Origin of the sequence: Marinobacter sp. M5B, from assembly GCF_042604615.1 — a bacterium.
GTDB lineage: Bacteria > Pseudomonadota > Gammaproteobacteria > Pseudomonadales > Oleiphilaceae > Marinobacter > Marinobacter salarius.
Genome location: NZ_CP156894.1, coordinates 86999 through 107557 on the forward strand (window position 1 = coordinate 86999; position 20559 = coordinate 107557).

The 20559-nt window shown below is 58.5% G+C and carries 20 protein-coding genes; 12 read left to right on the forward strand and 8 right to left on the reverse strand.

Features of this window, described 5'->3' with window-relative positions; all coding sequences use genetic code 11:
- Positions 1-1287 (forward strand): serine hydrolase, encoded by a 1287-nt coding sequence (locus tag AAGD24_RS00360; protein WP_085678152.1) that lies wholly within the window; start codon positions 1-3, stop codon positions 1285-1287.
- A 4-nt stretch (positions 1288-1291) separates the two neighbouring features.
- On the opposite strand, the gene AAGD24_RS00365 is transcribed toward AAGD24_RS00360, so the two are convergent.
- On the reverse strand, positions 1292-1636 hold the full coding sequence (locus AAGD24_RS00365) for a hypothetical protein (RefSeq protein ID WP_036207704.1): 345 nt from the start codon (positions 1634-1636) through the stop codon (positions 1292-1294).
- Between the two features lie 364 nt (positions 1637-2000).
- Here AAGD24_RS00365 and AAGD24_RS00370 point away from each other — a divergent pair, with 364 nt between their 5' ends.
- Complete coding sequence (locus tag AAGD24_RS00370) at positions 2001-2255, forward strand: hypothetical protein (RefSeq protein WP_036207701.1); 255 nt, start codon at positions 2001-2003, stop codon at positions 2253-2255.
- Here the strand turns inward: AAGD24_RS00370 and AAGD24_RS00375 are convergent.
- Entirely contained in the window at positions 2249-3259 is a 1011-nt protein-coding gene (locus AAGD24_RS00375) for a hypothetical protein (protein ID WP_228210652.1), read from the reverse strand. The genes AAGD24_RS00370 and AAGD24_RS00375 overlap by 7 nt on opposite strands.
- Before the next feature lie 138 nt (positions 3260-3397).
- Between AAGD24_RS00375 and AAGD24_RS00380 the strand changes: the two genes are divergently transcribed.
- Genes AAGD24_RS00380 through AAGD24_RS00390 form a run of 3 tightly spaced genes read left to right on the forward strand, consistent with a single transcriptional unit; the run spans position 3398 to position 7981 of the window.
- Positions 3398-6919: a response regulator gene (locus AAGD24_RS00380; protein ID WP_379866184.1), complete on the forward strand. Its 3522-nt coding sequence runs from the start codon at positions 3398-3400 to the stop codon at positions 6917-6919.
- A gap of 42 nt (positions 6920-6961) precedes the next feature.
- Positions 6962-7522, forward strand: coding sequence for a hypothetical protein (locus AAGD24_RS00385; protein WP_036207692.1), 561 nt, complete (start codon positions 6962-6964; stop codon positions 7520-7522).
- A gap of 45 nt (positions 7523-7567) precedes the next feature.
- On the forward strand, positions 7568-7981 hold the full coding sequence (locus AAGD24_RS00390; protein WP_036207689.1) for a response regulator: 414 nt from the start codon (positions 7568-7570) through the stop codon (positions 7979-7981).
- Positions 7982-8005: 24 nt separating this feature from the next.
- Here AAGD24_RS00390 and AAGD24_RS00395 read toward each other — a convergent pair whose 3' ends face one another.
- The gene (locus tag AAGD24_RS00395; RefSeq protein WP_036207831.1) at positions 8006-8275 is read right to left on the reverse strand and encodes a hypothetical protein; all 270 of its coding nucleotides are present in this window, start codon (positions 8273-8275) and stop codon (positions 8006-8008) included.
- A 592-nt stretch (positions 8276-8867) separates the two neighbouring features.
- Between AAGD24_RS00395 and AAGD24_RS00400 the strand changes: the two genes are divergently transcribed.
- Positions 8868-9134 (forward strand): hypothetical protein, encoded by a 267-nt coding sequence (locus tag AAGD24_RS00400; protein ID WP_226909995.1) that lies wholly within the window; start codon positions 8868-8870, stop codon positions 9132-9134.
- Positions 9135-9184: 50 nt separating this feature from the next.
- On the opposite strand, the gene AAGD24_RS00405 is transcribed toward AAGD24_RS00400, so the two are convergent.
- Complete coding sequence (locus tag AAGD24_RS00405; RefSeq protein WP_036207679.1) at positions 9185-9721, reverse strand: hypothetical protein; 537 nt, start codon at positions 9719-9721, stop codon at positions 9185-9187.
- 165 nt (positions 9722-9886) lie between these two features.
- On the opposite strand from AAGD24_RS00405, the gene queC reads away from it, so the two are divergent.
- The gene (gene queC, locus AAGD24_RS00410; protein WP_036207677.1) at positions 9887-10552 is read left to right on the forward strand and encodes a 7-cyano-7-deazaguanine synthase QueC; all 666 of its coding nucleotides are present in this window, start codon (positions 9887-9889) and stop codon (positions 10550-10552) included.
- Entirely contained in the window at positions 10552-11208 is a 657-nt protein-coding gene (queE, locus tag AAGD24_RS00415) for a 7-carboxy-7-deazaguanine synthase (RefSeq protein WP_036207673.1), read from the forward strand. Before queC ends, queE begins: the two co-directional genes overlap by 1 nt.
- 5 nt (positions 11209-11213) lie before the next feature.
- On the opposite strand, the gene AAGD24_RS00420 is transcribed toward queE, so the two are convergent.
- From AAGD24_RS00420 to AAGD24_RS00435, 4 genes are all read right to left on the reverse strand, one after another.
- On the reverse strand, positions 11214-12287 hold the full coding sequence (locus AAGD24_RS00420; RefSeq protein ID WP_036207671.1) for an AraC family transcriptional regulator: 1074 nt from the start codon (positions 12285-12287) through the stop codon (positions 11214-11216).
- Between the two features lie 121 nt (positions 12288-12408).
- Positions 12409-13311 (reverse strand): alpha/beta fold hydrolase, encoded by a 903-nt coding sequence (locus tag AAGD24_RS00425; RefSeq protein ID WP_085678144.1) that lies wholly within the window; start codon positions 13309-13311, stop codon positions 12409-12411.
- 102 nt (positions 13312-13413) lie between these two features.
- Positions 13414-15180 (reverse strand): ExeM/NucH family extracellular endonuclease, encoded by a 1767-nt coding sequence (locus AAGD24_RS00430; RefSeq protein WP_379866189.1) that lies wholly within the window; start codon positions 15178-15180, stop codon positions 13414-13416.
- Positions 15181-15189: 9 nt separating this feature from the next.
- Positions 15190-16095, reverse strand: coding sequence for a WYL domain-containing protein (locus AAGD24_RS00435; protein WP_036207665.1), 906 nt, complete (start codon positions 16093-16095; stop codon positions 15190-15192).
- Positions 16096-16402: 307 nt separating this feature from the next.
- On the opposite strand from AAGD24_RS00435, the gene AAGD24_RS00440 reads away from it, so the two are divergent.
- The 4 genes from AAGD24_RS00440 to AAGD24_RS00455 all read left to right on the forward strand — a co-directional run bounded on the left by AAGD24_RS00440 (position 16403) and on the right by AAGD24_RS00455 (position 20533).
- Entirely contained in the window at positions 16403-17686 is a 1284-nt protein-coding gene (locus AAGD24_RS00440; protein WP_075196356.1) for an MFS transporter, read from the forward strand.
- Positions 17687-17876: 190 nt separating this feature from the next.
- Positions 17877-18302 carry a MarR family transcriptional regulator gene (locus AAGD24_RS00445; protein ID WP_036207661.1) on the forward strand — a complete coding sequence of 142 codons (426 nt, stop codon included), beginning with the start codon at positions 17877-17879 and terminating at the stop codon, positions 18300-18302.
- Positions 18303-18341: 39 nt separating this feature from the next.
- A complete protein-coding gene (locus tag AAGD24_RS00450; protein WP_036207660.1) occupies positions 18342-19733 on the forward strand; it encodes a DHA2 family efflux MFS transporter permease subunit in 1392 nt (463 codons plus the stop codon).
- A 230-nt stretch (positions 19734-19963) separates the two neighbouring features.
- The gene (locus AAGD24_RS00455) at positions 19964-20533 is read left to right on the forward strand and encodes a TMEM165/GDT1 family protein (protein WP_127402058.1); all 570 of its coding nucleotides are present in this window, start codon (positions 19964-19966) and stop codon (positions 20531-20533) included.
- Positions 20534-20559 lie beyond the last annotated feature (26 nt).

Sequence of the window (20559 nt, forward strand, 5' to 3'; positions counted from 1 at the left end):
ATGAACCGAATTGCCCGCCGTGCGCTCCACACCTCCGCCGTTCCCACTGACCTGGCGTCAGTAACCCACCGCGATGAGGCTGGCGAGAAACCGGAGCTGGCCGGAGTGAGCCCCGAGGTTGTCGAGGCCATCTGGCACAGCGTTGAGCGGTTGTACCGAACCGGAGTGCATCCGGGCATACAGCTGTCGGTCAGGCACCGGGGCGAACAGATCCTGCATCGAGCCATCGGCCATGCCAGTGGCAACGGGCCCCATGACGCCGTGGACGCGCTGAAGGTGCCGATGACCACCGAGACACCCATTTGCTATTTCTCCGCCTCCAAGGCAGTCACGGCCCTGCTAATCCACATCCTGGCGGAACAGGGGCTGGTCAATCTGATGGACCCGGTGTCGTATTACTGCCCGGAGTTCGCGGGGGGTGGTAAGCGCACCATTACCATTCACCAGGTGTTGTCCCACCGTGGCGGCATTCCGGCGATTCCCCGGGAAACCCCCATTGATGTGCTCTGGGACAGGGACGAAATCTGGCGCCTGCTGTGTGAAGCGAAGCCGGTGGAGGTGGATGGTGCCAAAGTGGCGTACCACGCCATCACCGGGGGCTTTGTGTTGCAGCGGGTACTGGAGAAAGTGACCGGCGATACCATTGAGGCGTATATCGACCGACACCTCCGCAAGCCCATGGGTATGAAGTGGTTTACCTATGGGATTGCACCCGCAGACGTGGACAAGCTGGCCGGCAACTATGCCACCGGCCCAACGCCGCGCTTTCCGGTATCCTGGATTGTGAACCGGGCGCTGGGAGGCGATATACGCACCGTGGAACGAGTCTCCAATGATCCCCGCTTCCAGGAGGCGGTTATCCCTGCAGGCAACCTGTGTGGCACCGCCGAGGAAATGGGGCGTTTCTTTCAGATGATGCTTAATGGTGGGGTCTGGAATGGCAAACGTATTTGCAGCGAGATGACCGTGAGGCGCTCCATCCAACAGTTTGGCTCGCTACAGATTGACCGCACGATGATGATCCCCATGCGCTTCAGTGCGGGCATGATGCTTGGAGGCAACCCCGTGGGGCTTTGGGGCCAGCAAAGCAGGCATGCCTTTGGTCACATTGGTCTGATCAACAAGCTGTGCTGGGCCGATGCAGCCCGGGACATTTCCGTCAGCCTGCTCAACACCGGCATCCCCATTGTTGGCCACCACCTGCCGGCGCTGGCGCGGTTTGTCTACACAGTGTGCGACCGTTTTCCGTTGATACCGGAAAACCGCAGGCCCCTGGTGGCGGCCTGACCCCTTAAAGGGTTGCCAGCTGTTCCTCCAGTATCCCCAGCACTGACGACAGGATATCCCGGAAGTCGGTGAGTGTCTGGGTTCGCTGGATCACATCCTCCCGACTTTCATCCAGCCGCTCCAGCTTGGGGACCACCCGCCGGATTCCCTCAGTGATAACTTCGTAGGGGTAATGGTGGTCCATGATGCTGAGTTTGTTGATCTCAGCCACTTCCTGACTGAAGATGCTGATGATGTCGTAAAGCATGTCCTTGTGCTGAATGGAGCTCGCCTCCCAGTACGCATCGTCAAGCAGCTCCAGCAGGGAAAGGTATTCCCTTAGTGTGTCGGCAACGGATGTCTGGTTCATAAGCGGTCTTCCTGGCCGGGATGGAATGGGGCTGTTACGGCAAATGGCTGCGCATATATGGTGATCTGAAGGGAACTATAGCAGGGGTTTGTTCGTGTAGTTTGGGTAGCAGCGTCGTATTCGCTGCAAAAAATATGAAACTCTATTCATTTTTATTGAGTTTTGTCCGACAGTTGTGCAGAATTACGCCAAATCATACAACGTGGACAAAGCCTGCTACAGTATGTACTGAGGCTTTGGAAAAGCCCGACGAAACAGAAGGATAAAAGGACTTCCAGCCCGGCCAAAAAGAGCCACTAAAACATGGGCGGAATCATCGGTTTCGGCGTATTGATCATTGGATACTCAGTGGAAGAGGACGATCATGGATAAACACACGCAGCCACAGCCTGGGCCGGAACAGCCGCGCCCGGTCAAGCTTGACCATCACGACAGTGTTCGGTCCCACGTCTGCCAGCAGGTCAGTACCGAAGTGGCGCGCCTTGAGCGCCGTATTGAAACCCTCCGACTGACCAAAGCCCCTCACGCCGCCATCATGATCTCGACCTACGAGCGCATGATCGACCGCAAGAAGGGGTTCCTCAAGAACTGGGATATGCAGGGCAATACCGGTTACTGACGCTCATCGATAGTCACGGACTGGTAGAAAATGGCCTCGCTGCCGTTCTGCTGGTTTCCGCAATGTGCCGGATTGGGAGAGGTTTCCCCGGTTTCGTCATCCTCGATGGTAGGGTCTTCGCCACTGGATGTAAAAACGCGCACTTCTGCAGCCTCATAGTCCACTCTGACCCGAATGCAGTCCGGTTCCTGGCCGTCAACGGTAATGCCGGATGTGTCCAGGAATGTCAGCATGTCTGATTTGTTTCTGATGAACTCCTGAAACAGTTCCCCGTGGCCCAGTGAGCGACCGGTAAAACTCAGCGACGCAAACTCTGGCCGGTTGTAACCGCTCACCGAGAAGCTTTCATTTGCAAAGCGGCCACTCCAGAACGCACTGGCAATCTCTGACGGTGAACTGTCATTCTGATCGGGCGCCCTGGCGATAAACTGAAAGGACCGGAAAATCTTGTTCAGTTGCGGGTTGCTGGTCCAGTCCAGTAGCGGATAGACCCAGATCTGGTCAGGTTCAGGCTCGGTTCCATTGTTGCCACCGGTTTCGGTAAAGTGGATCTGCGCGTTCTTGTCCGGTGTGTTGTAGGTAGCGGGGTCACCGCTGTTCATGCTGTCCCGCATCAGTCGGCGGCCCCGGTTGAATGAGTCCACCTGGTTCGATGAAATGACATGTTGCAGGAAGTCCATCGGATTGCGGGCACTGGTGTAGCGGGTACCATCGTTGCTTGGCGTCAGGCCCATCAGCGTATTAAGACGCTCACGCAGCTGTGTTGCTATTCCCTCGTCGTCCTCCCCGTCAGCGGGCTCAACGCCCCGGTAAAAATCGTAGAATATGGTTTGGGGCAGTACGGGGGGCAGCCCATCTTCATTCTGGATATCAAAGCTTTCGAACGTCAACGCCACGCTGGTTGCCGGGTTGATGAAATTACTGTCTGAAGAGTCATCTGGCCCACAGCCGGCCAATGTCAGGGTAAACAGGGGAACGGTGGCGAAAATGCAGGAATGTCTCATTTCAAGTGACCCTGAGATGCGTCGTTGTCGGTAAAACGCTAAAGTGTTTAGCTAGGGTGCCGCTGAATTCATTCGGCACCTGCGTGACTGCTGACAATAAACCATAAAAAAGGCATCTGCCCTCGCGGAGATCACATTTTGCAGCAATGGGAATGCCACGCCCGATGGTTCCGTTTCATCGCGCTTGCGGTTCTGGCTATTATTATTCCGGCCTCCGCCGCGGCGCAGGAGCGATGCCAGGACGGCGAGATTGTTCTGAACAGCGCCACCAGCAGTGTGCGTGATCTGGGTAGTTGTATCTGGTACCTGGAGGACCCGGAACACGCCGTCGATTTCAACGATACACTGAGTGGCGATACCGCGCCTTTCACCCGTCACGAAGGCGGTGTGCTGAACTTTGGCTACACGGAATCTGCATACTGGGCCAGATTTGATGTCGAGGTAGGAGCTGGCGCAGCACTGACAGACTGGATACTGGAGCTCGCCCTGCCATTGGTGGATGAGGTGGTGCTCTATCTGGTCCAGGATGGTGAGCTGATAGAGCAGCGCCGTGCTGGCTACGAGGGCGACTGGTCCGGGCGTGACCTGGCCGTACCCAACCCCACGTTCCGTTTGTCACTGGAACCGGGAAGCTCAACCCGCATTTATTTGCGCATCACCAATACCAACACTTTCCGCCTGCCGATCACCCTATGGCACCCCGATGCTTATATTGAGAAGGTGTCGGTCGATGAAGCCGTGCGGGGCATTCTGCTAGGCAGCATCCTGGCCATTCTCGCCTACAACCTGTTTGTTGCCGTGTCGGTTCGCGAGCGCAGCAATATCTACTACGTGATGTATCTGGTATCAGCCACGGTATTCATCGCCACCGAGCAGGTGCACGGTATCCAGCTACTGGAGAATCGTCCTGCACTGTTGCACAAGGAATACCTCCATTACCAGATCATCAATACCTGGTTCTGGGGCCTGTTGATGGCCCGGTCCCTGTTGGAAACCCGGGAGCGGTCGGCGGACCTGGACAAGGTGATCCAGCTTTGCCTGTACGCCATTGTGGCGACCTTTGTGCTATCCCTGTTCCTGCCCTATCACACGGCGATGGAATGGATCGTGTTGGCGTCGATCCTGCTCAGCATCATCCTGATTGTGGTCAGTTACCTGTCGTGGCGCTATTACAACCCGGCTGCGCGCTCCTACTTTTTTGCCTGGACCCTGGCGCTGGTGGGTTTCGGTATCTATGGCCTGACCGTGATGGGCTACCTGCCGTTGAACATGTTCACTTCCTATGCCCCGCAGTTCGGCCTGACGGCCCAGATTATCCTGTTTTCCTTTGCCCTGGCTGACCGGATCAAACAGGTGCAGGGCGAAGCCCTGGGTTGGAGCCAGCGGGCTCTGGCCAACCTGCGTCGATACCAGTCGCTGTTCGACAACGCCATAGAGGGCGTGTTCCAGATGTCGCTGGGCCGGCGTTTCGTCACCGCCAACCCCGCCATGGCAAGGTTGATGGGCTACACCAGCAGCCGGGAGCTGCTGGATCTTGACCCGGACGTCCTGGAAACCTGTTTTGCGGATGAGAGAGTGCGCCGCTGGGTGATTGGGCAGTTGGAATCCCGAGGCACCGTCAAGGGTATCGAAGCACGCTATTACACCCGTTCCGGTGAAGAGCGCTGGGCCACCATTTCGTTACATACCGTGTATACCCCCGATGGCGATCCCGCCCATCTTGAGGGCACCTGCATTGACGCCACCGAGCGCCATCAGCGCCAGCGTATCGAGCGGGAGAGGGAGCAGGAACGTCTGGAAAAAGAACTGGCCCGCAATTCGGCCGAAGCAAAAAGCCAGTTCCTGGCCAACATGAGCCACGAAATTCGCACACCGTTGGCGGCGATTATCGGTTATGGCGAAACCCTGCTCGATCCCGACCTGACCGAGAGGGAGAAACACACCAGTGCGGAAACGGTGGTGCGCAGTGGCCGTCACTTGCTGGACCTGATTAACGACATCCTGGATCACTCGAAGATCGACGCCAATAAGCTGGATGTGGATATAGTGTCGGTTAATTTGCCGGAACTGCTTGACGAAATCCGCGCTTTCTTCGCACCCAGGGCGCGGGAAAAGGGGCTGGAATTTCATATCATCTGTGAGTATCCCCTGCCCGAAAAGGTTGCCACGGACCCGACCCGCTTTCGCCAAATCATCATCAATCTGTGCGGAAATGCGCTTAAATTCACGGAAAATGGCTCTATTTCTCTGAATGTTCGATGTGATCGTGAGCGCCAGGCCCTGGTGGCCAGGGTGGTGGACACCGGCATCGGCATGAAACCCGAACAGTTGGGCCGGCTGTTTGACCCGTTCGCCCAGGGTAGCGCCGCGATTGCCCGGCAATATGGAGGAACCGGTCTCGGGTTGAGCATTTCCCGTCGGCTGGCGGAGTTGCTGGGTGGCAACATATCCGTTTCCAGCACGTATGGCGAAGGCAGTGAGTTTGAGCTTTCCATCGCCACCGGCCCATTGGAGGATGTCCACTTTCTGCGCGACGCGTCGGAATTGTCGCAACGTCGGCGGAGCATTCCCATGGTGCTTGCGCCAAGGCTTTCCGGCCGTATCCTGCTGGCGGAGGACAATGACGTGAATCGTCGCCTGGTGTCCCTGCTGGTGGGTCGCACGGGCGCTGAGCTGGTCCATGTCGGCAATGGCGCTGAAGCACTGGATCTGGCGCTGAGGGAGCCCTTTGATCTGATTCTGATGGACATACAGATGCCGGTCATGAACGGTCGGGATGCAACGGCGGCCATTCGTGAAGCTGGCCTGAATATCCCGGTCATTGCGTTGACGGCAAACGTGATGGCGGAGGATATTGCAGACTATCGCCTCGCAGGCTGTAATGACCATCTGGCCAAACCCATCGACAAACAGCGTTTCTACGAAGTCATGGCCAGATATCTGGTGGTGCGGCCGGAGAGTGAATCCGATGGCCACCGGCGCTATTGCGGCACAATACTGGTCGCGGAGGACAACGAGGACAACCGTCGTCTGGTGGAGCGCATGCTCGGGGCCCAGGGGTTGGATGTCATCACCGTTGCCAGTGGCGATGATGCGGTCCGAACGGCGCTGTCCGAATCGGTGCAGATGGTGCTGATGGACCGCCATATGCCGGGTCTGGACGGAGTGGAGGCTACCCGGTTACTGCGGCAGACGGGCTTCCGCCGGCCAGTTATTGCCTTCACCGCCGGTGACCAGTCGGAAACCGATGCGTTGATGGCGGCCGGGTGCGATGGGGTATTGAACAAACCCATCGACAGTAGGCATTTGCTGAGCACGCTGGACCATTTCCTCCCAGAGTCCAATGGCCCGAGCAGAGACTCGACGGAGGATGAGGACATTGGTCACCTGGTCGAACGCTTCCTCGATGGGTTGGCGTCCCGAAAAGTGGCCATGGAAGCCGCAGCCGCGCGTCGTGATCAGCAGCGATTGGCATCGGAAGCCCATCAGATCAAAGGCACCGCCGGCGCCATGGGCTACCCTGACATGACACGGCAGGCAGGGAAACTGGAGGCTTGCGTGAACGTTGAAGACCGTGACTGGGACCACGTTCACAGCCAGCTGCAAGCCCTGGCTGACATGATCGACAGGGCATTGCAGGGGCGGGAGGCACGTCTATGACAACCGACATTTCGGCTACCGATAAAACAGGAATCGTGATTGATGAGTGAAAACCTCCAGCAAAGCGAACAGCACTCGCTGAGTATGATGTATGGCACCTACGCCGACATTCTGTTTGTCCTCTTTCCGTTCCTGGTCATCAGCATGCAACGGTTATGGGATGGCCAGCTTTATGAGACGCTACTCAGGCCCGATCTGAGCATTGCGGCTGCGATACTGGCCGGGCTGGCCATCGGAAAATTCGTGCTGGGGCTGGTCAGTAACCGCGACTTGGGCCGTTTCAAGGAGCGTATTGTGTTCTTTATCGCATTGACGCTGTTTGTAGTGTTGGGGCCGGCCATCATCCTTATGCTCAGTATCGCTGGTCATCGCGAAGTGCCCGGGTTCGTGGCGTTTGTTCAGCCTATCCTGCTGATCATCGCGATTTCCCTCTACACCACGGCCGTCAGTATCAGTAATATTCTGACCCGGTCCGGCGGGGTAAACGCCAGTTCGTCCCGCACTGCTGGCGCTCGCCTGGACGAGACTGGAGAACCTGCGCCAGCCACTGCCCAGCATGAGCCGCTGGCGATTCCCCGGCGAACCGGCGGTGATTCCCTTTGAAGTGCCTTGTGGGGCCGGGTATAAAATAGAATCAGGAGGCGGGGTATGAGTGATATGAGAATATTGGTGGTGGAAGACGAGCCGGTCATGAGGGAGCGGTTGGTAGACATGCTATACACGGCAGGTGCAAGCAGTGTGGTTGAGTGTCCGGACATTGCGGGTGCCAGGGCTGCCTTTGAGGCTGACGTCTTCCAGATCATCTTGCTGGACCTGGGGCTGCCGGATGGCAACGGTCATCAGTTGATGGAGGAGTTCAAGGCCAAGCGCAAGGATCAGCACATTGTTTTAGTGACAGCGGATGACTCCATCGACAGCATCCAGAAAGCAATCAGTGCCGGGGCCAACGGTTACGTGGTCAAACCCTATTCCCAGGAAAAAATTCACGACGTGGTGAACAACTACGCCATGGTGCACGGCGGCGATGCCGCCATGATACAGGGACTGAACCGCCAGCATTGACGGTTCGGCCCATCGGGTTTCCCATTACGCAACCTGGCGGGCGATCCAGGAACCGTAGCGAGTGGCAAGAGCACGCACGTATCGTGCTTCGCCATCGTTCAGATTGCCCAGAACACCCTTGAATATCCAGCCTCGCTCATACAGCCCCAGCACCCGTTGTTCGTCGTCCAGGTTGACGCGCTGGTTCAGTTTTTTGCAGATGGCATCCAGCAGAGGCAGCTTTTCCGGGCGCCGAATAGGCCCCGTGCGGCTGCTTGCCGGCTGGTTTGCTGCTTTTGTCGGATGTCTCTTCATGATCTTCTCCTTGTCGTTTTGCGGCTGCAAAAACAAAACCCCGGCGCTCTGGGCAACCGGGGTCTCGCGGAGAAGCTTGCCCGGTCGCTCCAAAGGCTCCCGGGACTGACCGAAAGCCGTTAGATGTCGTTCACCATGGAGTGCGCACACGCCTCACCCTTGCGGTGCGCAATCGCGTCAATCATCAGATACTGGTATTTCTGAAGCATTGTCATGGGCCTTTTCCGGCATCGTTTGCCGAGCATATCGGTTTCGGTACTGTCATCAGTGTATCGCGTGCCCATGGCTTTGCAAGGGGCAGAGTGCTTCGGCAAACCCCTACAGACGCGGCTCCTCGAAGCGATCATAATTTGTCCTGTCACGTGTTTTACGTTGTGCAATCCTCCGGTGCCCACCTTTTATCTGTGGCGTACCGCATGGATCTCTCCTTTATACGCAGCCCTCGGGGCTGCGTTTTTTTTTGGCCGTCCGAAAAGTGTGCTCCTGACGGCATCGTGGAAACCTCGTAGCCACTAGTTCGTACAGACGCCCGGACCATATTTGGCGATAATTTGCACACTAATCAATGCAATGTATCGTCAGAAATGAGAGGTTGAAACCCAGTAAGATGTCCGAAGAAAACGGATCTGCAAAAAACCGGTTACAGTCACACGCCATAGTCGAAGTGCTGCTTGTCCTCGCGCTCGCCGTATACCTGTTCATCGCCCGCAGCCAGATGGTGGGTGATAATTTTTCCTTTACCGTCATTGGGGCGGCGCTGATGGTGCTGGTAACCTACTGGACACTGAACACCATGCGTGATGGCCTCGAAGTCCTCGCCCTCAAGGTGACTCGAAGTCCTCGTCCCCAAGGTGAATAGTCCCCAGCGCTGAGTTCCATGCCGGCGCGCTGTGCTCCATGATGGAAACCTCAGACCTGCCGGCTGCGTCCGTGAAGCGGTTCGTCGTCCGCAGCGAACAGTTGGATCTCTTCCCAGGTTCTGTGGAGGATAAGCGCGTCGTTTGCCGCCCTGTGCACGGGCAACCCCAGACGCTTGATAACCTGCTGACGCGATGCCGACCAGTGCCTTACCTGATTGGCATCCAGCAACATGGAAATGGATTCCAGTTGAAAGTCGGCGCGGGTGTTGGCGGCTCGAAACAGCCGATGAAGCCAGAAGCTGTCAAACGTCCAGGCATCGCAGAATACCTGCCCCGAGAGCAGCTGGTTCAGGTGTGCCGCAACCTCCGACACCGGTGTACCCTCCGTTTCCAGGGTTTCCCGGGTGATTCCGTGAACCTGCTCGGCACTTTCTGACCAGTCCTGCCAAAGTACATGGGGTTGTATCAGCCAGCTGTGCAAGGTGCCGTCGGGCAAGCATATGCCCACCTCGATCGGATAGCTGGCGATCAGATCGAGGCTGGAGGCCTCGAAGTCAATAAAGGCTGGGCTGGTTCTGGTTCTCATTCCGCCTGGTTTTTGTTGATGTGCCGTCATCAGAGTTTACCCGCACGCTACTGCAGACGCGAACCCATCGTCGCATTCCACTGTTACAATGTGTCCACGGATGTTACTCCGACCCTATAACAATCCAGTGACGCCCTGCTGGCTGTCTGAAACCGGGATGACCTGATGACCGAAACCGTCGTTGTAATCTACTCTGGGGGAATGGATTCGTTCACCCTGCTCCACCTTGCCCGTGCCCGAGGGTATAAGGTTCATGCCCTGTCGTTTGACTACGGCCAGCGGCACGTTCGCGAACTGGAATGCGCCCGCCAGGTGTGCGAAGAATTATCGGTGCCGCACAAGGTGATCGATATTCGTGCGCTCAGTGAAGTCATGGCCGGATCGGCCCTGACGGACGCAGTGGACGTGCCCGAGGGGCACTACGAAGAAGACAACATGAAGGCCACCGTGGTGCCCAACCGCAACATGATTCTGTTGTCGCTGGCCACCGGCTATGCGGTTACCGCCGGTGCTGTTGCTGTTTGGTACGGCGCCCATGGCGGCGATCACGCGATCTATCCGGACTGTCGACCGGAGTTCGTGGAGAAAATGGACGCAGTCTGTCAGGTGGCGAACTATGAGCCGGTGAAAATAGAAGCGCCCTTCATGGGCTCGGACAAGGGGGCCATCCTGGCCGAGGGCCTGAAGTTGGGGCTCGATTACGGCAAAACCTGGACCTGCTACAACGGCCGGGACCGAGCCTGTGGCGTTTGTGGCTCCTGCGTGGAGCGCCTGGAGGCGTTTGCCGCCAACGGCGTTTCAGATCCCTTGCGGTATGAGGTGGAAACCTGATGTATCGGGTAAAGGAAGCGTTCTATACATTGCAGGGAGAGGGTGCCCAGGCCGGGCGGGCAGCGGTGTTTTGCCGCTTCAGCAAGTGCAATCTCTGGACTGGCCGTGAAAAGGACCGGGCCAATGCCGTATGCAGCTTCTGCGATACCGACTTCGTAGGTACCGATGGTCAGAACGGCGGCCAGTTTGAAACCGCGGATGCGCTGGCGGCGCATATTCGTCGCCTTTGGCCGGATGCGCCTGGGCAACCCTATGTGGTGTGCACGGGTGGTGAGCCACTACTGCAACTGGATGACAAGCTGGTGGATGCCTTTCACCGGGCCGGCTTTGAAGTGGGCGTGGAAACCAACGGCACACTGCCGGCACCGTCCGGTATTGACTGGTTGTGTGTGAGCCCCAAGGCGGACGCGCCGGTGGTATTGCGCCAGTGTGACGAGCTGAAAGTGGTGTACCCTCAGCCCCTGGCGATGCCGGAGCGTTTCACCGACATTAACGCCAGCCACTATTTCCTTTCGCCAATGGCGTCGCCGACTGTCTCAGAGGGTGAGGCTGACCCCGTCAAGCAAAGTAACACCCGCAAAGCCACGGATTACTGCCTGACCCACCCGCAGTGGCGGTTGACCCTGCAGATGCACAAGATCATAGGCATCGACTGAGTGTTTCAGGCCATCGCACTGGTTGGTGTTCTCTTGATCGACGTTGTTGTTGGCAATGACTCCTGGTTTCGGTACTGGCTGGGGCTCTGTCCGGTCCAGCGCTTGAACGCCCTGGTAAAGTTGGCGGCGTCGGCGTAGCCCAGGGCGTCGGCAATCTGGCTCAGGTTCATGGCAGTTTGCTGCAGCAACTCCCCCGCTCTTTCCAGTCGCACCTGATCCACCAGGTGCTGAAAACTGGCTTCTTCCGCCTGTAAACGCCGTTTCAGGGTGCGCTCCGACACAAACAGCGTTGTGGCTACCCTGGCCAGTTTCGGCGGGAACGGGTGACTGGTTTCAATCACCCGCCTGACCCGACAGGCAAAGCCGGCATCTTCCGTTAGAAGGCGTAAGGCCTCCTCACACTGGGCTTTCGACGAGGCGGCCAACTGATCGTCAGAGAAGCGGATGGGCAATGCCAGCTGCGGATCGGGAATAACAATCGCATCTTCGCCAGCGCCGTACACCACGGGGATGGGAATTTGCTGGCGAAAGCGATGGAAGTAGGCCGGTTCCGGTCCGCGTCGCTGAATCGACGAGCCGGCGACTGGTGAGCCTGTTAGCTGCGCGCCCATGGACGCGCAGCCGAACAGCATGGCGTCCATGATAAAGCCCTGCAATGGGCCCAGATCAATGCCACACGAGATGGCGTAGATAGACTGGCCATCCTGCTGCCGGCGCTTGACGTGCAGGTGCGGGGCGCGCAGGGTCAGGTATCGCGTCATCAGGTCCAGAGCCTCTGCCAGAGTGCGGCTGCTCATGACCGCGGTGCCCAGGGCTCCGTGCAGTGGCAGTCGAAGCTCCCGGGCCAGCATGATGCCGAGCCCGGGCTCGCCGCTTTCGATGATGGCTCGGGTCACGAACTCGCTGGCCTGTGACTGACTGACTCTTAAATCGGTTGACTGCAGGCGCACCGGGTCCAGGCCGACACGCTTGAGCAGCGCTTTTTCATCGACGCCGATGGTACTAAGCAACTCCGCCAGCAAGTGCAGGTAAATGGCCGGCATGCCCAGATCCTGAGTGGTAGATACTGAGGCGCGCATGGGATTTCCTCGTGTTTCCTGTTGTTGTTATGTCAGGGATGAAACTTCTTCCACGATTATGAACGGAATGTTCCTCCCACCCCATGACTTCGCTGACGGGTCAACAGGATATGCAGGCCAATTAACAGAGCTGGCCGCCCGCTGAGTGGCGGTCGATGAAGGCTGCCAGTTTACGGGCTGAGCGACCGGGATTCTCCAGCATGGGAAGATGGCCTACCCGCCGGAACACGTGGATATCGGCCTGGGGCGTCACCTTTCGATACCAGTCCACACAGCGTGTGGGCGTGATCACGTCCCGGTCCCCCCACTGGACCTGAAGGGGAGGTGTGTTGGGGCCAAGGTAGCGTGCTGGTGCCAATGCGTCGGCGAGCATATCGTTGAAAATGTGACGCAAGGACGTGGTTCGTTGCAGCAGGTCCGGCCCCAGGAGCCCCGTCATGGCGACGCCCATAGCCGTTGGCCTGCCAGTGCCGACGCTATTGAACATCCGGTAGACACCGGCCCAGTCCCGGGGAATCAGAATGGCGTCGCGGTCGGACTCGAAGGGGGCATCGAGGTCCACGTTTGTATGTTCGGGTATGCCGGCGCTGTTCAGCACCGTCAGGGAAGCGGGTGCGGGCGTCATTTTGTGAGCGAGGACGGTGGCAATGGCACCCCCCATGGAGCTGCCGACCAGGTGAAGGTTGTTGGTGGCCAGAGTATCGATCCAGGCTTCCAGTCTTGACGCCTGGGCCTCGTAGCCGTAATCGGCGTCCGAACGGTACTCGCTTTCTCCAAGCCCTGGCAGGTCCGGAACCAGAATGTGCCAGTGTTCGGGCAGCCGCTGCAGCCAGAGCGCCCAGTTCTCTTTCATGGCGGCAAAACCGTGCATCAGTATAACGGTGGGTTGGTCCCCGGCAGGGGTCCCTTTTTCCAGATACACCATGCGGTGGCCATCGATCACGGTTTCACGACGTTTTGCCTGTACCAGCCATCGCTGACTGGTGCGGGCGGCAGGCCATAAGTTTGGAGTGGGTATTTTCACGGTCGGTTTCCGTTTCAACTGGATTGGAGCCAGTGTACCGCGTATACCGCGCCGGGCTTTGGCCTGCCTGCCCTGATGCTGCGGCTCGCGGGCAAGGTGGAATCAGAGTGACAGGTCGGTGATGACCGGGTTGTGGTCCGATGAGCGCCAGGGCTGGCCGTTGGGTACGGTAACCGGCCCCTTGTAGCCCAGCGCCCGGGGTTCATCGGAATTTATCGACCAGGTGCGGGCATCGACGATCCGTGGGAGCAGCCTTTTCGAGACCAGGCTGTAGTCCAGGGTTCCGCTACGGCCGTGATAGCTATAGCTGGTGTGCTTACAGGTGGTGTCGGTGCAGCCGTGGATGCGACGAACGGCGTTGATAAAGCCTGCCGCTTCCAGCAGTTGCAGCGGCGTCTCCCGGGCGTAGGCGTTCATATCCCCGGTGATCAGGGTGCCGGACAGGCCATCCGGGTGCGGCAGGGCATTGGTCCAGCGGATAATGGCCCGGGTCGCTTGTTCGCGGCTGTGATTGTAGCAGCCCTGGCCGTCGTCCTGATCCCGGTTCTGACCACTGGCGCCACGGCAGGCCTTTGATTTCAAGTGAGGAACGACAACCCTCAGGGCTCGATCTCTGTGAATGAGGCGGAATACCTGAGTGACTGGTGGCCGGCCACGACGATCAAATGGTGTTGTTGTCAGGCGGCTGGGAGAGCCTTCCGCGACCACACGGTCGCTGCGGTACAGCAGATCGGTGCGTATGGCATCACTGCCAGTGTTGTCGCTTGTTTCCACGTAGCGCCAGTGTGAACCCAAGGCGCCGGCCAATTCGGCAATGGCGCTGTCGCCGTCATAGCCGTCGTTTTCCATTTCTGTGACAGCGATGATGTCCGGGTTCGGCGCCGTCAGCGCGGCAACCAGCCGTGCTTTCTGTTGCTCAAACTGAGTGGCGGATCGGGCCCCCCGAGCTGCCGGAAAACCGCCGCCACGGCCATCGCCATTGAAGAAATTGCCAAGATTGAGTGTGACCACCCTGAGCGTGGCCGACTCCGGTCGCTCGGGTGCTGGTGCGCGTGGATTGGCGGGGCTGAACGCCGGCGTTGATTGCGGCTGCAGTCGCCAGGCGCCGAACCGAAAATCCAGTATGCCTGTTAACCCGCTGACCTTGTCGCCGGTGCGAACCGTGTTGTTTGCGGACAGTTGTGGCCCAGGCCAGGGAATCGGGCGCGGGTTGCGCGCCCCCAGGCCGTCATCCAGCAACAGTCGGTTGATCGCCTGCCACCTGTGGCGCGATTGAGCGCCCGGCCCTGGTTCCAGGATTTCCGTGGCCATCGTCTGAGGCTTTGCCGCGAGGGTGAGTTCACCGTAACGGGCCAGGTTATAGTGATTGATCACCGTTAGCTCGCCGGCGACGTTGATCCGCATGTTTTCCAGGTGTTCCGGAGGTTCGCCATCCTGCCACGGCAGCGTGACGGAGACAGGCTCAGGCAGACGGCCATTCCCGCAACGGGTGATGGAGGTAATATCGGTGAGCTCGGTCAGGCCATGGAACTCTTTCACCCGCCCCGAGACATGCACCCTATCCCCGTGCTGTCCGTCGGTGCGATGGGTGTAAACAAACAGGGCCTCGGAGGTTTGCGGATCGTTGTCCGTTTCGCCATCGGCTTGTTGCAGATAAAAACCGCGGAAGCCGCCTCGTTGGCGAGCATCCATGGTTATGATGCCTTCAACGGAAACGGTCTGGCCGGCGAAAGAGGAATGATCGCCCGTGCCCTGAATGCGGGAAACCGGGATAACCCCGGTACCACAATCCCCCGCCGCGACAGCGGGCAGGGCTATGAGCAGGGTGAGGGCAAGGCGCCAGAACAGGAAAGGGTTGGTTGTGATCACCCGCTCAGTCTAGCAGAGCCCCGCTACTGCTTTAATAGCCCGTTCGCGAGCCGACTCGGCAATGCCCAGCTGCTCTTCGTTGGCCAGTTCCAGCTGCTGGACCATTGGGTCCGGGTGCTGGCTGTCTGAACCCAGGCCGAGCCGGGACAGTACGTAGGGTGCAAGGGCCGCGCGAATGGTGAGTTCGAGCCGGTTGCTGACCATGCCGTAATCGGTGGCAACAATATCCTGCTGTGCCTTGTTCAAACGGCTATCAGGCATCATCACCAGTGAGACTTGACGGTTCCAGTCATCATCATGCTGGATGGTGTGACGGCTGCGTTGCCGGGTGGTTTCCGGCTTGCCGCGGAAACGGCTGAGGGCGAAGTCCCGAAATTCCCGGTTGGCGTCGCACCAGGCACGGAGGTGCCAGTTCTGGCCGACACACACCAGAGTGTGGGGTTCCAGAGTGCGCTGGGAAACGCCAGCAGGGCTTAGGGAGGCATACTCTGCCTTCATCACCCGGCCGTGGCGAGCTGCTGCAACTGCGGCACGCATGACTTCCGGCTTAACAACCCGTTCCGGGCCACGGACGATGGTGCTGTCAGGCAGGCTGATATTAAGCGATTCAAAGGTGTCACTGAGGGCGTCCTGGCGAGCCAGCAGATCCTGGTATTCACTGGCGTTGCCAGCGGTGACCACCGGCCGGAAACTGGACGATGGCACATAGCCTTTAAGGTGGCGATCGTAAACCAGATTGTCCGGTGCCAGTTCCCGCAGGTAGGTGTTGATATCCTTGGAAGCCTGCTGTCGCCCAATGCCGAAACTGTGGCAGATATGATTGGTGGTGAGCCGTCCTTCCCATAGGGCGATGATTTCAATCAGCCGGTAGCGAAGCAACAGATCCCATCGAATGGGCCAGTCCGTCTTTTTCATAACCAGGCGCTCATGGTTAGCGTGGATTGCATGAGATGAGAGACTCTCGTGGGTTCAAATAGGCAGCGATCAAACTACCCACATGTTAACCCTTCAGGCCGCCAGCGTGTGTTACGTCACCTTAATGTAAAATGATGTTAAATCCAGTCATCACGGCGCTGCAAGCGGTATTGGGGATTTCGGGAACTGCGTAGTGGTTTTGTGAATTACGCCCTGTTCTAATTCGTGCTCTGCAATGTTCCGGCGTTGCTGCTAGTTTCATTACATTCCTGTATCAACCTGTTTAAAGTACGCCGGAGCCAGACCGATGACCCGAATGGTCACCTCGCTTTCAGCCCTGATCCTCAGTATTGTCCTGCTGGTCAGTGGCAACGCCTTTCTGATGACTCTGTTGGGTGTGCGACTGAGTATTGAAGCGGTCTCGCCGAACATTATCGGCTGGATCCTGGTGTGTTACTCCATTGGCTTCGTGTTGGGTACGCTCTACGTCCATCTCATCATCGGTCGTGTCGGGCATATCCGGGCTTTCGCGGTCTTTGCCGCCATGGCGGCGGTGTGCGCCCTGCTGTATCCCATGGCGGTGTCCGAGGTGTTCTGGGCCATTTTGCGTGCCTTGTCGGGCTTCAGTGTGGCCGGCGTTCTGGTGGTGATTGAGAGCTGGTTCAGCAGTCGCGCCACCAACGCCAACCGGGGCGCCCTTTTTGCGGTTTATCAAATTGTGTTCTACCTGTCCGCCGCCGGTGGCCAGTTGCTGATCAACGTCGGTGAGCCGTCTTCGTTCATACCGTTTTCGCTCGCCGCTGTCCTGTTGACGCTGGCGCTGATTCCATTGTCGTTGACACGTATGGATGCCCCGGTGATCGAGCAGTCCGAGCGACTGTCATTCTTCACCCTGGCCCGTGAGTCGTTCACCGGGGTTTCCGGTGCGCTGATCTGCGGTGTCATGATCGGTTCTTTTTATGCGCTCGGCCCGGTATACGCCACCCTGGTGGGTCTGGAGGTCAGCCGGGTGTCCACCTTCATGGCCAGTGCCATTGTGGCGGCCATGCTCCTGGCCTGGCCGCTGGGGCTGGTGTGTGACCGGTTTGATCGTCGCCGCGTCATGTTCTGGGTGGCGGTGGCAGCGGGCACCGCGGCGGTGTCGGTTGGCATCCTCGGGGCTGAACGGATGTGGCTACTGACCCTGCTGGTTGGCCTGTTTACGGGCCTCTCGGCCACGCTGTATCCGATCGCGGTTGCAATCACCAACGACCGGATGGAAAGTAATCGTATTGTGGCCGCCAGCGCAACACTGCTGCTGAGTTACGGCGTGGGCAGTGTCATTGGCCCCATCGTGATGGCCGAGTTGGTGGGCATATTGGGCCCCAGGGGGCTGTTCTTCGGCAACGCCGGTTTCCTGGTGGTGTTGGCGATTATCACCAGTTATCGCATCAGCCACACGGAAGACGTGCCGGTGGCGGAGCAGGAACACTTCATACCTGCCATGCCTGAGACCTCGCCGGTGCTGACGGAAATGGACCCCCGTAACGAGGAATTTCACGAGTCACCAGCGGCTCAGGAGCGTCACGAAGACCTACACAGGACCGGCTGATAGGCCGGTCTTTCTCGCCTATCGGGCCGCGTCTCTCGGTTTTCCCCAATTTTGTTTCACCTTGCATATCTGTTTTTATCGTAATGGTTAGCTTACTATTGGTAACGTTGTCCGTCACTGCACCGTTTCGGCAGTGGTATTCGTTACAGGTAGTACAGCAGTCGATACCCCATTACCGGAGTCCCAGATCATGAGAGATCAGTTTCCCTTTGCCGTAGCCCGGGTCACCCGTCGCTGGCGCAAATTGCTGGATGAACGCCTTAAGGATCTGGGTGTCACCCAGGCTCGTTGGACCACCATGGTCTATCTGCAACAAGGGGGCGAAGGGCTGACCCAGCGTGAGCTCGCCCGCCTGATGGCCATTGAGAATCCGACGCTGGTGCGATTGCTGGACAGCCTGGAACAGCAGGGCCTGATTGAGCGCCGTCCCTGTCCCAATGATCGTCGTGCCCGCCGTCTTCACCTTACCAAGGACGGGACCGAATTCATGAACGTCCTGACCGAGCGTGCGGCCCGCCTGCGTGAAGAGATGCTGGAGGGTATTAGCGACCGGGACATCGAAGGTGCCGTCAAGGTGTTCCACAGGATCCTGGAGAATGCGGAGCGGCAACGGTAATGGTGTGCGGTCGATATCTCGGCCTGAAGGGGTCTTGGTCTGAGTGATAACACGGTTGAGGGGTTAAGGGCCCGTTACGGCGAACGCTGGCGTTGGCTGGCGGTTGCCACGGTCATGCTGGGCACCATGGCAACGGTGCTCAGCGCAACCGTGGTCAATGTTGCCCTGCACGACATCATGCTGGAATTCGGTATTCGGCAGGGCCAGGTGCACTGGCTGGCCACCGGGTTCATCGCGGCCATGACCACCACCATGCTGGCCTCGTCGTGGCTTCTGGATCACTTTGGCGTGCGCAAGACCCTGGCGACGGCCATGTTCCTGTTCACGGTGATCTCCCTCCTTGGTGGTTTTGCCACCTCCCCGGAACAGTTGATTGCCGCCCGCATTGGCCAGGGTGCCATGGCGGGGCTCATGCAGCCCATGGGTATGTATCTGGTGTTCCGGATTTTCCCCCGCAACCGTCGTGGGCAGGCCATGGGTATCTACGGCATGGGTGTGATTCTCGCTCCAGCCCTGGGCCCGGTTCTCGGGGGCTTCCTGGTGGATCAGTTGGACTGGCGCTATGTGATGTTCGCCCCCGTGCCCGTCACCCTGACCGGGGTGTTTATGGCATGGCGCTTTCTGCCGCTGCCGGTCTCCCGCCCGGCTCCCTACCGTTTTGACTTTCCTGGCTTGGTGCTCCTGGGCGCTGCCATCGGTCTGTCGCTGGACACCCTCAACCGGCTTCAGGAACTGGCGGGACAGGAAGCACGAATTGCCATCGAGGGCGCTGTTGCGGTCATCGCCCTGGTGCTGTTTGTGATTCGTGAGCGACGCGCCCGACACCCATTGGTGAACATAGAGCTTCTACGCAATCCGGCCTTCGTTTACGCCAACGTGGGCGCCATGGCGTTGGGGCTCGCCTTGTTTGGCTCCACCTACCTGGTACCCCTGTTTGTGCAGACGGCCCTGGAATTCACCGCCACCGAAGCCGGTTTGCTGATGTTGCCAGCAGGCATTGTGCTGGGCATGACCTTTCCATTGGCCGGGAGACTGGCGGACCGCCTGAGTGCCCGTAAGCTGGTGATATTCGGCATTGTCCTGTTCGCCATGTCGGCCATGTTGTTTGCGGTATCGGACATTGAGCTCGCCTTCGGCTGGCTGGCGCTATGGACCGTGTTGGGGCGAATCGGTATCGGCTTCATGCTGCCAGCCCTCTCAACGGGTGCCCTGAATCCACTGGCGCCGGAGCAACTCGGTGCCGGTTCGAGCACCATTAACTTTACCCGCCAGCTGGGTGGGGCCTTTGGCGTCAATATCGTGGCCCTGACCATTGAATTTGGTGACCACAGTGGCGGCATCCCCACTATTGGGGCGTTTCATTCAGCCTGGTGGCTGGTGGCTGTATTCGTGGCGATGGCGGCCATTCCAGTGTGGAAAATGCGCGTATAGTTGCCATCCGCCCAGGTATTGATTAACATTTCGGCACTCTTCAGGGGAGTAGCCTCCGCAACGGAACCCGTTTCCAGGGGCGGATGGTAGTCAACATACTTGGGGCTCAATCTCCGTGGCTATCATGTTTCACCGGTACATTGGTGAAATTGGCAAGACCTGAGGCAGTTTCACCTCCCAGGGCGGAAGGTGGGCTGTCTCATGTCTGAATGTCCGCCCCGGAGTTTTTCATGGACGCTTTTCTCGCTTCAACGTTTGCGGTCGCCATTGCGGAGATCGGCGACAAGACCCAACTACTCTCTCTCTTCCTGGTTGCCCGTTACGCCAAGCGTGCGCCCATCATTCTTGGCATACTTGTCGCCACCCTGCTGAACCATGCCTTGTCAGCGCTGTTGGGTGCCTGGATCGCAGAGTGGATTCCGCAAGCCTGGTTGCCCTGGATCCTGGCTACCAGCTTCGTGGCCATTGCACTCTGGTTGTTGATTCCGGACAAGGATGACAATGGTGATTCGGCGTTCCTGGGCATGGGCGCCTTCATGGCCACGACGGTGATGTTCTTCCTGGCGGAGATCGGCGACAAGACCCAGATCGCGACCGTGGTGCTGGCCGCGCGATATACGGACACCTTCTGGGTGATTATGGGCACCACCGTTGGTATGCTGCTAGCTAATATACCGGTTATCATGGCTGGTAAATGGTTGATGGAGCGGTTACCACTGGCGACGGCCAGAGTTGGAGCCAGTCTTCTATTTGTGATTCTGGCTGTTGCCACCGTTTGGACAGCCCTGACGTCGGTTTGAAGCGCGTTGTTGTCGCCGCAGACCGG

What these genes read in the sequence shown, in the direction of transcription:
- AAGD24_RS00360 (WP_085678152.1), top strand. Translation starts at nt 1, where the DNA reads ATGAACCGAATTGCCCGCCGTGCGCTCCACACCTCCGCCGTTCCCACT.
- AAGD24_RS00365 (WP_036207704.1), bottom strand. Translation starts at nt 1,636, where the DNA reads ATGAACCAGACATCCGTTGCCGACACACTAAGGGAATACCTTTCCCTG.
- AAGD24_RS00370 (WP_036207701.1), top strand. Translation starts at nt 2,001, where the DNA reads ATGGATAAACACACGCAGCCACAGCCTGGGCCGGAACAGCCGCGCCCG.
- AAGD24_RS00375 (WP_228210652.1), bottom strand. Translation starts at nt 3,259, where the DNA reads ATGAGACATTCCTGCATTTTCGCCACCGTTCCCCTGTTTACCCTGACA.
- AAGD24_RS00385 (WP_036207692.1), top strand. Translation starts at nt 6,962, where the DNA reads ATGAGTGAAAACCTCCAGCAAAGCGAACAGCACTCGCTGAGTATGATG.
- AAGD24_RS00390 (WP_036207689.1), top strand. Translation starts at nt 7,568, where the DNA reads ATGAGTGATATGAGAATATTGGTGGTGGAAGACGAGCCGGTCATGAGG.
- AAGD24_RS00395 (WP_036207831.1), bottom strand. Translation starts at nt 8,275, where the DNA reads ATGAAGAGACATCCGACAAAAGCAGCAAACCAGCCGGCAAGCAGCCGC.
- AAGD24_RS00405 (WP_036207679.1), bottom strand. Translation starts at nt 9,721, where the DNA reads ATGAGAACCAGAACCAGCCCAGCCTTTATTGACTTCGAGGCCTCCAGC.
- queC (WP_036207677.1), top strand. Translation starts at nt 9,887, where the DNA reads ATGACCGAAACCGTCGTTGTAATCTACTCTGGGGGAATGGATTCGTTC.
- queE (WP_036207673.1), top strand. Translation starts at nt 10,552, where the DNA reads ATGTATCGGGTAAAGGAAGCGTTCTATACATTGCAGGGAGAGGGTGCC.
- AAGD24_RS00420 (WP_036207671.1), bottom strand. Translation starts at nt 12,287, where the DNA reads ATGCGCGCCTCAGTATCTACCACTCAGGATCTGGGCATGCCGGCCATT.
- AAGD24_RS00435 (WP_036207665.1), bottom strand. Translation starts at nt 16,095, where the DNA reads ATGAAAAAGACGGACTGGCCCATTCGATGGGATCTGTTGCTTCGCTAC.
- AAGD24_RS00440 (WP_075196356.1), top strand. Translation starts at nt 16,403, where the DNA reads ATGACCCGAATGGTCACCTCGCTTTCAGCCCTGATCCTCAGTATTGTC.
- AAGD24_RS00445 (WP_036207661.1), top strand. Translation starts at nt 17,877, where the DNA reads ATGAGAGATCAGTTTCCCTTTGCCGTAGCCCGGGTCACCCGTCGCTGG.
- AAGD24_RS00455 (WP_127402058.1), top strand. Translation starts at nt 19,964, where the DNA reads ATGGACGCTTTTCTCGCTTCAACGTTTGCGGTCGCCATTGCGGAGATC.